Below are 12,215 nucleotides of genomic sequence, written 5' to 3' on the forward strand. Positions count from 1 at the left end.
CGGTGGCTCGCGGCCTGCGCAACGTCCCCCGCGAGCCTTTCAACATTGACCTCTAGCGCGCGGTGGCAACGTGCGCGCTGACCTTGATAGGCGGCGCCTCGTCGTCGAATGGCGGACTAGCCGCGAAGCTTTGCACTACATCAGGCCGGAACACCAGGCAGTATGTCGAGCCTCCGTATTGGAAGTATCCCAGCTCGCCGCCTTTCGCGACATGCTGACCAGGAAGCGCCTCAATGACGCACGACGACACATCGGCCATGCCCACAAATATGCAGCCGACGAGGCCAATCTCCGGGTCGTCGCAGTCGATGACGATAACGGCGCGCGCTGCAACCGCGGTCGTGTAACCCTGTGAGTCGTTCAGCCCGCCCGGGTCGATACCCTCCGATTCAGCATCGGAATAATAGCTTCCATCGACGTGGTACGCCTTTACTATCCTGCCGCTTACCGGCGCGTGCCAGCGATGATAGTTGAATGCACTCAAGAAGGCTTGGTACACGCTCCCACCCACAAACTGCTGCGCCAATTCGAGTTCGCGCGCGGTGAACATTTCCTCCAGCGAATAGGGCTGAGACTTAATCCAAAAGCGGTCGCGGAGTTCGACGTCGTGTTGGATGTTGTATGGAGAGGCTTCGCACGCGCTGACGATGATTTTGGAATTCTCAGGTTCAGCGACTGGTCGCGCGTCGGGAAGGAAACGGCGAGTGAAGAAGCTGTTCCACGATTCGAAGCCCCAGTAGGGTTTATCCGGGTCGCAGACAAACTGCGATAGCCCGAGCTGCTCTTGAGCCTCAGGAGAGAGCCACCCTTCAGGAGCCGATGAGTTCAGATACTTGCGCGAATGCGGCCCGTCAAGAAAGCCAGACCAGACGTTGAGTACCTGCTTGAGCTTGGCGTTTACGACGGGGTTGCGAAAAAGCGCATATCCAGAGGGCATGCACATAGGCCAATCAAGGACCGCGTTTAATGGGCAGTGAATCAAACTGGCTTCACTAAAGCGCGGTGCATAGGTCATCAGATAGTCGACGATGTCCATCAATTCCTCGCTGGAGGAATATCCAAGCTCATACCCAGCTTCTATGGCGTCTGTAATGGCCCGACTCAGGTCCATACGAAGCACTGGGTCACCGTCGATGAGCATCGCCAGTTCTTGCACGGCCGACGTGCGGGGAGCCAAGCTCGCGCGTTCGCGCGCTTTTTTGGCCAGGTCCTTTCTAAATGCAATGAGCTCCGCTTCCTTGCGCGGTAACCAGCCGCCTAGACGGCGGCGTTCTTCAAGTACGCTTTCTGTGCGACCGGCCATTTGCTGCTCCTTCATTCTTCGATGCTGGCAGACAGCAAGAAGCCAGCCCGAGGATGCCCCGCTCCGCGTCAGGACACAGGCTAAGGGCCGCTGGGTACATTCTTACTCCAGCGGCAAATGCGTCATCGGCAAAACCTTCAATACGGCTACGCCGCCGTCTTCAGCACGACCTTCGTCCATCCGTCATCTCTAGCGTCGAAATGGGCGTAACCCTCCGCCGCCTTTTCGAGCGGTAGCTGGTGAGAGATGATTTCAGATGGCTTCGCTTTCCCTGCGGCTATGAGGTCGCGCAGCTTCCGGTTATACGCCTTCACGTTCGCCTGGCCCGTCGCGATGTGTTGCCCTTTCATCCAAAGCTGGCCGAAGTCGAGCGCCAACTGGCCTTTTTTGGCGAGTGGGTCTTCAGCTTTCGGGTCCTCCGCGACGAAGACGCCGACGACGCCGATACCCCCAGTCGGCCGCACCGCCTTGATGAGGTTGTTCATTGTCGCGTTCGGCACTTCGTGGCCCTTGCAACTGCACTGGTATCCAACGCATTCGCAGCCTCGGTCCGCGCCTTCGCCACCGGTTAGCTCCATCACTTGGTCAGCCGACGAGCCATCGCTGTCATCAATCGGAATGGCTCCGAGCTTTTCCGCGAGCGCCAGCCGGTCCGCATGCGTATCGACAACCATCACCTTGCTTGCGCCTTTTATTGACGCGGAAAGAGCGGCCATCAGTCCGACCGGTCCGGCACCGTAGATGACTACACTGTCGCCTGGCTCGACACCGGCAAGAACTGTCGCGTGATAGCCGGTGGGAAAAATATCCGACAGCATCACATAGTCGTTCTCTTTTTCTTCGGCGTCAGGCGGCAGGACGAGGCAGTTAAAGTCGCCGAACGGAACACGGAGGTATTCCGCCTGCCCTCCGCTATATGGACCCATGCCCGCGAACCCGTACGCTGCACCCGCAACCCCCGGGTTTGCGGTCAGACAAAATCCGGTCAGTCCTTTCTCGCAGTTCTTGCAAAACCCGCAGCCAATATTGAAGGGAAGGCATACCCGGTCACCCACCTTGATGCGCTCGACGCCTTTTCCGACCTCGGCGACAACACCAAGATTCTCATGGCCCAGGATACGCCCGGTCTCCATGTTTGTGCGACCTTCGTACATGTGCAGGTCTGAACCGCAGATGTTGGTGGTCGTGATTTTCACAAGGACGTCGGTCGGCTTCTCAATTTTAGCGTCGGGCATTTCCTTCACGACGACTTTGCGTGGCCCCTCGTAAACAAGTGCTTTCATTTTCCCATCTCCATTGAAATTGGCGGCACTGCCGTTCGGACAGCGTGGCAACCAGTTCAGCATCTCCCGTGCCTCAAGGTGTCGGCATGGTTGGCTGTCGACTGGTCCAGCAATTGCGCAGTGGTCGAAATCAGCACGCGCCGGATATTCAAGCGCCAGGGAGAACACGATGTCGGCAGACACTGGGGAGGACCCAAAAAAGCGCACCACGGAACAGAAGATTGAGGTTCGAAAAGGTCAGGTAACAGAGAAGATGTCACGCGAGGCCTTCAGGCAGCGATTCATGGCCAGATTTTATGACCCTGCGTTTCGTGGCGAAGACGCGTCGCTTGGACGGCTCGAAGAAATCGCATGGGATGCGTATGCGGAAGGACGGAAGTCCCCCATCACGGCCAAGGCCGGACCGGGATTCGCTGACCCAGACTACGATTTATCTGTCGAATGGCGTGATGCCAGCGAGCGAATCAAAACTGCGCAGCGCAAACAGGCCGACCCGTCATCGGCGAGTCGCGTTCTCATCGTCAATGCATCATCTCGCAACGACTATTCGTGTCCGGGCGAGATGTCGAAAAGCTTTCGTATATCGACGCTTGTCCAAGCTACGCTCGAGTCGAAGAGCATTGAAGTGGACTTGCTGGACCTGTTGCGCCTCACGTCGGACCGCGATTTACATATCCACCCCTGCAAGGGTTGTGTCTCAACGGCTATGCCTCTTTGTCACTGGCCGTGTAGTTGCTATCCCAATCACTCGCTCGGGATGGTGAACGACTGGATGAACGAGATATACGAGCGCTTTGTGTCGGCCCACGCCGTCATTTTCGTCACACCGGTGTATTGGTATCAGGTGAGCAGCCCGCTCAAGCTCCTGATGGACAGGCTTGTATGTGCTGATGGTGGAAATCCCGACCCGACGAGCACGCACGGGAAAAAGGCGGAAGAGGCGAAAAAGCTGGAGCTTGCTGAGTGGGACTATCCGAAGCACCTCGCAGGTCGTGCCTATGGATTGGTCGTCCATGGCGACGTCGCGGGCATAGAAGGTTCTCGCCGTGCGCTGACTGACTGGCTGGACTGGATGGGCTTCGTTGAAGCGGGAGGCAAATCCCGTCTCGACCGGTTTATCGGCTATTACGAACCCTATGCAACGAGTCATGCCACCCTGGATGCAGACGACGATATGCAAAAGGAAGTGGTGAATGTCGCGCTTGCCGTTGCGAACGCCGTCACCGCCATTAGAGCGGGCAAGCTCGAAGAACCCGACGCGAACCTGGAAGCGCCACGGTCAAAATAAGGCACGGTTCAGTTGGACCCGATTCGGCGAGCGAGATAGCTGTGCTTAGCCAGGCCGAGCCACTCCATTGAACCGCCCTCACGGAGGCGCTAACCTGCAACAGAAGCAGTCCGACACTGGCTTGCGAAGCTGGTGGCGTCGCGTATCAGATAGCGACAGAAGAGGCGCAGTCACGTTCACGGCTTCGTCCAGTTTAGGGCCGCGGGAGCAAGGTATCGAATGTTCAGTGCTCGCACGTGTATTCATGCACTTCCGGGTGTGGTTCGTCCAGAAGGTTATGAATCAGCTTTATCAGCTGACCTATGGGGGCTGGCTTCAACAAAAGCACGTTCCATAACTGTTCACTCGGATGAGGCGGCAACGCGGCCGACAACATCACCACTGGAATGCCGGCCATCGCAACGTCGGCCTTCAATCGTCGACACAATTCAACGCCATCAATGCGCGGCATCATCCAGTCGGTCACGATGACACCTGGTCTCTCGATAGCAGCGGCATCGAGCGCCGCCTGCCCGTCGAGCGCCGTGAGCACGCGGAATCCTTCTCGCTCCAGCAGCCATCGAAGGGGGCGCAGAATGTTTGGGTCATCGTCAACAAGAAGTAACGTCGCCAATTTACGGACCGCTTTCGCATCAACAGGTTAACCTAATACTGTCGCAATAAACGTTCCTGGCCTCGCCGCCGCTGCGGTCGGCGGTGCTGCCGCCATTGGTCTTTGTGGCGCAGCGACTACAATCTATCCAGCGCGGCAATTTTTTCCGCTCATCGGTGGTGCAAGTTACAACTTGGAGGCCATATGGTCAGACCGTCTGCGCCCTCCGCAGCGGACCGCGCACGCTACGCGGGCACACTTGCCACAACGGCGCTTGGCACGCGCCCCCATCGACCGCCCGATTTCGCTGCTGAAAGCGAATCGATGCATCGTCTGGCGCGGGCGCTGACCTCCTCGGATGGCGCTATGCTCCAGACGCTCTCGGACATGGCACTTAATTTGTGTGAGGCGGGTAGCGCGGGCATTGCGTTGCTGGAACGCGGCGCCGACGGCGCACCGGTCTTCCGCTGGGCTGCGGTTTCGGGCGAATGCGTCGCCGCCATAGGTACTACGCCACCGGTGGAAGACAGCCCGAGCGGCATCACGCTCGATTTGGCTACGGGGCAACTATTCTCGTTTCCCCAAAACTACTTCACATGTCTGCAGCACGTTGTCCCCGAGATTATCGAAGAACTGGTCGTACCGATTCCTGGCGAACCGGAGCCATGGGGCACTGTCTCGGTGATGTCTCACGACAAGGAGCACCTGTTTGACTCCGAGGACCTCAGAATCCTGACCAGCCTCGCGAACTTCACCTGCGCTGCGCTCACCATAACGCGGGCAAAGGCTGATGCTGAAGCCCGCGCGGCTGAAGCGGAGGCAGCGAGGAATGCACTGGCTCTGGCTGAAGCACGCAAGGACGATTTCATTGCGACCCTGAGCCATGAGTTGCGCAATCCCATTGCCCCGATTGACAGCGCCCTGACTGCAGCGCGGAAGCTCGCTTCAGACAATTCCGCCGTGTTGTCGGCTTTGGGTATCGCCGACAGGCAGATTCGATTGTTGAAACGACTCGTGAGCGACCTGCTCGACGCGTCCCGGATACGGCACGGCAAACTTTCCGTCCGTCCCTCCTACGGGTTACTTCAGGACATCGTGGGGGACGCGGTGACGGCGATGAAAGCTGACGCCAACAACGGTCAGCATCGACTGCATACCATTGTTCCGCCGTATCCGGTGACCGTTCACGCGGACCCGGCCCGTCTCACGCAGGTTGTGTCGAATCTGCTGTCGAACGCGGTGAAATACACCCCCCCCGGCGGCGACATCACTTTATTGGTAGAGGCGCCGGACCTCAACACCGGTTCGATACACGATTCATCGCCTCGCACCGCAGTCATCACGGTGAAGGACAACGGCGCTGGCATTTCATCTTCGTTGCTGCCACACGTCTTCGACATGTTTGCCCAGTCGGCTTCGGCGCGCCGGCATGCAGGAGGCGGACTCGGAATTGGACTGGCCGTCGTGAGGCATCTGGTGACGGCACACAATGGCACAGTCACAATTGCGAGCGCTGGCGAAGGCCAGGGGACGGAAGTCAGCCTGCAACTGCCCATCGTCTGCGCGAGCACGGGTGAGGTCACCATCATCGCGAGGCGCACGATGGCACCAATGCGCATCCTCCTTGTAGACGACAACGCAGACGCGACGGAGGCAGTAGGCACCTTGCTGGAACTGGAGGGGCACGAAGTGAAGCGCGCACAGAGCGGGCCCGACGCGCTCTCGATAGTGGAGTCATTTACTCCGGATGTTGCCCTGATTGACATCACAATGCCTGGCATGGACGGCCTTGAGCTTGCGCAACTGCTTCGTCTGCGGGCGCAGTGCTGCCTGACGAAGCTGGTGGCATTGACGGGCTACACCGATGCCGCCGGCAGACTCCAGACCGACGAACGGATATTTGACGGTCATCTGACCAAGCCGCTGTCGCTCGATGACCTCGCAGATGTTCTACGAGCTTCATAGGGTTGAGTCAGCCGATGACAAACGACGGGAGACAGTTTCACACGATAGTTGCGCTGGCATGGACACTCCGCTCGAGGGCTACATGGCTGCATGCGAGAACGCGTTCATTCGCGCTGCGCAGCTGCAACACCAGGGCCACCTCTCCGAGACAGCCCGCTTCCTTGGCATTTCCTGCAAGAGCTTGGGAGAAGATACGCGAGCATGCGACTGCGGCCGGGCCGCTTCATTAACCGCATTCGCAGATGCGTCGGCTTGCAACGGGAGTACGCGCATGGAATCTCACGATAAGGACGAGCCAATCGAGACCCGACTGGTGCAGGTGCGTGGCCAGGCGCAGGGCATCGGCCATCGGGAGGCCTGTGTACGCAGGGCGACAGCGCTAGGCGTCACAGGCTGGGTCCGCAACCGGATGGATGGTTCGGTAGAGGCGATGCTGCAGGGCTCGCCGGAGCAGCTGGCAGAAATTTGCGCCTGGCTGAGCGAGGGCATGTCCGCAGCACTTGTCGACGCGCTTGAGGTAACCGAGGTGCCGCCACCGTTCGCCCGCTTTGACAACTTCGAGCGTTTGCCCACGCTGTTAATGCAGGGGAACCGCTGCAGTGGAGGTTACGCTCAGCAGGGAGCTGGAACAATGTCGCGCAGCGCGCCCCGATGCGGATTGAAACGGATATGACAGCAACAGCCGCCAGTCCGCGTTCGGCCTTGAGCCGTCGGGCCGCTAGGATTCGTTCCGCGATATGCGCGCTCGAATACCCGTCCAGTGCCATCTGCGAGCATGGTGTTTTGGGACCGCTATTGGTGAGGTGACCCCGTCCTTCGCCGACGCGGTCGGCACATCCCAACGATGCAACCATTATGTAGAAGTTCATCGACATGACTTGTCCTCCACCCACGTTTTACTTGTCATCCACCCACAGTTTACTTGTCCTCCACACACGTTTTGCTTGTCCTCCACCCACGGAAAATGGGTATCCACTTCTGAATCCTCCCCTGTGGCCAAGGAGTTTTCTCGGTCCACCGCTCCGGTAATCATATAATCTCTAATCTGTGTAATTCCCTATGCGTGAGCGAGGCGTCTCCCGATATTCGCTCCTGATAGCGCTTCTGTTCAATTCCTTGAGCTTGCGTGTATCGGTGCTCGTTTTCGAGCGTAGGGTTTATGGCAGCCAGAACAAGGAGTTGGCCCATGCGAGTGGCATCTCTCCCATCAAGACTGGCGCCCGCGCTGTTTCTTAGGACGCGGCGGCGCAGTTGAAAGTCACCGCGCCTTGGCACGTTCCCTGGCTGCCCTCTGCACAGTTTCAAGAAAGCTCTTAGCGCAAATCCGCCTGCGCTGCGGCTAGCGTCCTTCTCGCGTCATTAGTTCACGTTTTCTTGTAGTCAATGTTGTAGGCGCCTGCTTTGTGCGACACGTCAATGCGACGTTGCATGGCTTCAAGGCTCTCCCGACGTCGCAACTCGTGATACTCACGCACAGCGACAGGCGGAGTGGCGGACTTTCTGCTTGGATAACAGGTGCAGCCGGCGCATGTTTCGAGCGCTTTGCCGCAAATTTTCGGTAGTTATTGGCGGACATGTTCATTCTCCGCGATTGAAGACGGTGAGGGCAATCCTCGTACTGCTCGTCGTGTTGTTACTCATGTCGGCATACATCAAGCACCTTTCCGCCAAAGACACGATTCTGTCGCTGGTCACGGTGACTAAGGCACTAGTCCCGGAAGGTTTGGTGCTGGTGTCGACGCTTGCGTTCGCCATGGGAGCGTTACGAGCCGCGCAAAAGCAGGTGCTGGTCCAAAAACTCGGTGCGGTCGAATCATTGAGCCACCTCACCGTGCTATGTATGGACAAGACAGGAACGCTTGGAACGAATCATCTGCAGTTTCATTCGTTGGTCCCGTTCTCCGGCTCGACTGATGCGGTCGGTCGGTTTTTGCAGCTTTTCGTCGGAGCCGTTGGTTCTCAGAACCAGACCACCGAGGCAATTGCTTCCGCCTATCCGGCCCTCAAGAGCAATGTGCTTGGCGAGTTGCCGTTCAGCAGTGAGACGAAGTTAAGCGCCGTACGCCTGAATGTCGATGGGAAGGAATTTTCTCTCTGGCTTGGAGCACCTGAGGCGCTCGGGGAGAAACTTCTGACACCCTCCCAGAGAGAGCAGCTTGATACGCTTTTGCACAAAGGCATGCGCGTGCTCGTTATAGGCCGTTCAGACGCGGCATTATCGGAGCCCTCAGGCGATATGCGTTTTTTGGGGTTCGTTGTTCTCTGCGACGAGCTTCGTACCGATGTGGGCAGTGCATCGTGACGTCTGTCTGAAGGTGTTATCCGGCGACAATCCGCTGACCGTCGCAGCAGTCGCACGCCTTGCTGGCATGACCGTTTACGGTTCGACCTTGAGCGGCCTGGGGCTGGCCGGCATGAACCCTGAGGAATTCGAGAAGGCAGTCGACGACGGCCAGTTTTTCGGGCGACTCGTGCCGGCCCAAAAGCAGGAGATTATCAAGTGCCTGCAATCGCACGGCAGCTTCGTGGGCATGATAGGCGACGGAGTTAATGATGTGCTGGCGCTAAAACAGGCAGATATTGGTGTTGCCATGAACTCCGGAGCCGCCGCGGCTCGGGATGTCTCCGATATCGTTTTATTGAAAGACTCGTTTGCTCATTTGCCCGCCCTCTCCGAAGAGGGTGACAGAATTATTCACAACATCAAACGCATTCTGCAGCTGTTCCTCACGAAGAACGTGTACAGCCTGTTCTTTGTCGGATTCGTAGGTTTTGTTGGGCTCAGTTTCCCCCTGAGCCCCCGGTACATTACGTGGATTGACATCCTGACGATAGGCGTACCCGCGACCCTTTTGACGCTGATGAAGCCGGGCATCGGAAAACAATCGACGAAACGCTTCCTCGGGGAACCGTTGAAGTTCGCTATTCTCGCCGGCCTCGTTACCGCGTTTTGCTCACTCCTCGTGTACGCGAATTTCTTCCTGTTCCAGGACAGGGGTGAGCAATACGGTACTACAGCCAGCGTGTCGGTGATTGTACTTATCGGCTTGTACGTGCTTACGCTGGTGACAACCCAGGAGCGGGGAAAGGCCGGCACGGCGTTGCAGCGTCGAACCATTACTACATTTTTGGCCACAGCCCCGCTGCTTCAGCTTGCGGCAGTTTATTGGCCACCCTTGCAGAAGGCGCTCGGCATGGTCCCACTTGATGCAGATTCCTGGATTACCATCATCATCGCTTCAGTGCTCGGAATGACGACTTTGCACTACGTTCTCAAGGATGAAATTCGTAAGCGATTTGTGGGAATTTGATGGTGCTGGTGCTTTTAAACTGGTGTGTATCGCGCTATGCGAAGGACCCGCCTGCGAGACCGTCACTTTGTCGGCAGGCACTACGGGCCACGCAGCGCTATTTCAAAGATTTCCAGGAACGGGAGGCGAGCGTGCGCAGCAGTGCCTACATCGCCGCTACCGTGGCGAATAGACCGCCGCCGAGTCAAAAATAAGTTGTAGCATCCATGCACTCCGTCCTTCGAGCTGCTCCCGTATCGCCGATGTCGTTTGCTCCGTCAGCGTCTTAGCTTCGGCCTCGCGACGAGCACGGCCGTCCATCGCCACTCCAGCCAGACATTGGCCGCCCAGGCACTGCGGGTTGGCAGCCCTTCGACACTTTACAATCTCATTTGCCGCCGTGCTTCGCCTGCCAACGTTGCATGAACGCAATCTCTTCGTGTTGGGCCTTGAGAATGTTTTTGGCCAATCGCTTTAACTCCGGGTCCTTTCCGTATTTAAGTTCGACCTCTGCCATCGCTACTGCTTCTTGGTGATGCGGAATCATATGCGCCACGAAATCCTTGTCGGCGTCTCCCGTATATGAAGGTGCACTCATATCCTTCATCATCTTCTCGTCTGCCTCCTTGAAAGCAGGTGTCGACGGGCCTGCCCCAGAATCAGCCGAGCTGGACATCTTCATTCCGGGCATCGATGCGCCCTGTTGCGCGCCGGCGGGAAGAGTCCCAATGGCCAATACGATACCTGTGAGAACCGTAGCTGCGCTGCGAGCGAATGGGTATTTCATCTTGAATCTCCGTGGTGGAAGGTCATTCGGAGTGACCGTGATGTTGATGGTGAGCATGCTTATGCGAGCCATGATGTTCGTGGAAGCCGTTCTCATGTTCACGGACCTCCATTATTCGCATCATCTCGGAGCCGCCGGTCCTGAAAAATATGACCATCAGCGCGAGAAAGAGGGCACAGAAGATGACGTCGAGCACGGTGGTGTAGTTGAAGGTAATCGCTGCGTCCACGACTGCCGTATGCCGTTCCGTCGGGACTCACCCGAAGGACTGGAACAGCGCTTCGACCACGAGTGCCGCTGAGACCATTGCAAGATAGAAGGTCACTGCGAGGAACACCGTCATCCGGCCGCCGTAGTACTTCCTGTAGATGTTAAGGATGGGAAGAATGATGAGGTCGCCAAAGATGAACGAAGCGACACCGCCGAAGCTGATACCGCCATTCCACAGTACGGCGGCGAGCGGCACGTTACCCACGGAACATGTAAACGACGCAACGGCAATGAGCGGACCTACAAATGCACCCCAAATCATTGCGGCCGTTCGATGACTGACGAGGAAGAATTTCTGCCAGAAGCTGTCCGGCACCCAGGCGCCGAGCGCGCCCGCGACGAGTTGCCCGATACCGATGTCGCGCCACAGCATCGACCAGTTCATCACGTAGCTGTGGCTGATGGCTATCCACCCCTCCCGCGAAGCGAGACGTTGCTTCCAGCTCCCGCGCTGTTCGCCCAACGATGTGCAAGTACTTCGGTTCATTAAGCAAGCGCGCCGACTCGGCTTTTCGATGACCAAATCACCCTTTTGCTCGGGCTGTGGCAACACGGCCGGCCGAGTAGGGAGGTCAAACGCCTGGCCGCGGGGCATATTTCAGCAAGTGCCGCTCAAACTCAATCGTTTCATTCATTCATATTGCGGTAACTTCATTCCTGTCGTGTTTCTCATCCTGACCAGCCGCCGGTCGCGTGTCGGCGTGCAGGGCAGGCAAAAGGTGTGCCGCTAGGCTCGCGCAAGTCAGGGCCAACAACGAGAATCGACGGGGCGCCAACGAGAAGTGCTCCGCTCTTCACGAGCGGCTTCGGTACGCTTCGTAGTCAGCCGTCGTGCAATGAACAAATCAACTATGTGCATCAGCAGGTCGATAGGAGCCGGCTTGCGAAGGAAAGCAGCCCAGCCACGCGGTTCATCCGGTGGTTCCAGCATTGCGGACAACATGACGACCGGTATCCCTGCGAGGGACGGCTGACATTTGAGACGGCGGCATAGCTCTGCGCCGTCCATTTCAGGCATTTGCCAGTCAGTGATAACGAGTTGTGGAATATTACGGGCTGCCTTCCGCAACGCGTCGCATCCATTTTCGGCAAGTACCACGTGATGGCCGCCGCTTTCCAGGGCCAGTTGGAGAGCCCACCGGTTTTCAAGGTCATCGTCTACAAGGAGTACGGTAGACATGGCACTTCACGCGTCACAGGATTATCCCTGTCTGGCGCAAACGCTGTACCCGAGGGAAGGCTTGCTGCGGTACGTAGGCACTACCTAGGCCGAGAGTCGCGCACCTGCTACACGGCAATTACGGCACGGCGCCGAGGTCCGGACCTGAGGAACCGCGACCGCACAGGCGCCGGCACCGGGTCGGGTCGACCGCCGCATCCTTCCTCTTGCTCTGCCCCAGATATGGTCACCTCGATTCCCCGCTTGAGCTGTCGGTC

11 protein-coding genes and 1 pseudogene are annotated in these 12,215 nt (G+C 57.9%); 5 read left to right on the top strand and 7 right to left on the bottom strand.

From position 1 onward, the window contains the following. Nucleotides 1-52: 52 nt before the first annotated feature. Together PQR42_RS41455 and PQR42_RS41460 are read right to left on the bottom strand one after the other, a co-directional pair. Nucleotides 53-1,318: a phosphatidylserine decarboxylase family protein gene (locus PQR42_RS41455; RefSeq protein WP_408495463.1), complete on the bottom strand. Its 1,266-nt coding sequence runs from the start codon at nt 1,316-1,318 to the stop codon at nt 53-55. A 131-nt stretch (nt 1,319-1,449) separates the two neighbouring features. Beyond that, complete coding sequence (locus PQR42_RS41460; RefSeq protein ID WP_408495512.1) at nt 1,450-2,586, bottom strand: glutathione-independent formaldehyde dehydrogenase; 1,137 nt, start codon at nt 2,584-2,586, stop codon at nt 1,450-1,452. Between the two features lie 253 nt (nt 2,587-2,839). Between PQR42_RS41460 and PQR42_RS41465 the strand changes: the two genes are divergently transcribed. After that, entirely contained in the window at nt 2,840-3,874 is a 1,035-nt protein-coding gene (locus PQR42_RS41465; RefSeq protein ID WP_408495514.1) for a flavodoxin family protein, read from the top strand. 223 nt (nt 3,875-4,097) lie between these two features. On the opposite strand, the gene PQR42_RS41470 is transcribed toward PQR42_RS41465, so the two are convergent. Further along, the gene (locus tag PQR42_RS41470; RefSeq protein WP_408495464.1) at nt 4,098-4,487 is read right to left on the bottom strand and encodes a response regulator; all 390 of its coding nucleotides are present in this window, start codon (nt 4,485-4,487) and stop codon (nt 4,098-4,100) included. A 183-nt stretch (nt 4,488-4,670) separates the two neighbouring features. On the opposite strand from PQR42_RS41470, the gene PQR42_RS41475 reads away from it, so the two are divergent. From PQR42_RS41475 to PQR42_RS41490, 4 genes and pseudogenes are all read left to right on the top strand, one after another. Beyond that, nucleotides 4,671-6,431: a hybrid sensor histidine kinase/response regulator gene (locus tag PQR42_RS41475; protein ID WP_408495466.1), complete on the top strand. Its 1,761-nt coding sequence runs from the start codon at nt 4,671-4,673 to the stop codon at nt 6,429-6,431. A gap of 271 nt (nt 6,432-6,702) precedes the next feature. Then, nucleotides 6,703-7,008, top strand: a pseudogene (locus PQR42_RS41480) (acylphosphatase); the annotation flags it as partial. A 951-nt stretch (nt 7,009-7,959) separates the two neighbouring features. Then, nucleotides 7,960-8,733, top strand: a complete 774-nt coding sequence (locus PQR42_RS41485) for an HAD-IC family P-type ATPase (protein WP_408495468.1) — start codon at nt 7,960-7,962, stop codon at nt 8,731-8,733. Beyond that, nucleotides 8,714-9,742 carry a cation-translocating P-type ATPase gene (locus PQR42_RS41490; RefSeq protein ID WP_408495470.1) on the top strand — a complete coding sequence of 343 codons (1,029 nt, stop codon included), beginning with the start codon at nt 8,714-8,716 and terminating at the stop codon, nt 9,740-9,742. Before PQR42_RS41485 ends, PQR42_RS41490 begins: the two co-directional genes overlap by 20 nt. Before the next feature lie 367 nt (nt 9,743-10,109). On the opposite strand, the gene copM is transcribed toward PQR42_RS41490, so the two are convergent. From copM to PQR42_RS41510, 4 genes are all read right to left on the bottom strand, one after another. After that, nucleotides 10,110-10,508, bottom strand: a complete 399-nt coding sequence (copM, locus tag PQR42_RS41495; protein WP_408495472.1) for a CopM family metallochaperone — start codon at nt 10,506-10,508, stop codon at nt 10,110-10,112. 22 nt (nt 10,509-10,530) lie between these two features. Further along, on the bottom strand, nt 10,531-10,737 hold the full coding sequence (locus PQR42_RS41500; RefSeq protein ID WP_408495474.1) for a hypothetical protein: 207 nt from the start codon (nt 10,735-10,737) through the stop codon (nt 10,531-10,533). Between the two features lie 27 nt (nt 10,738-10,764). Continuing rightward, a complete protein-coding gene (locus PQR42_RS41505) occupies nt 10,765-11,265 on the bottom strand; it encodes a permease (protein ID WP_408495476.1) in 501 nt (166 codons plus the stop codon). 255 nt (nt 11,266-11,520) lie between these two features. Then, nucleotides 11,521-11,958: a response regulator gene (locus PQR42_RS41510; RefSeq protein ID WP_408495478.1), complete on the bottom strand. Its 438-nt coding sequence runs from the start codon at nt 11,956-11,958 to the stop codon at nt 11,521-11,523. Between the last annotated feature and the right edge of the window lie 257 nt (nt 11,959-12,215).

Source organism: Paraburkholderia sediminicola (genome assembly GCF_046027355.1).
Classification (GTDB): domain Bacteria; phylum Pseudomonadota; class Gammaproteobacteria; order Burkholderiales; family Burkholderiaceae; genus Paraburkholderia; species Paraburkholderia sediminicola_B.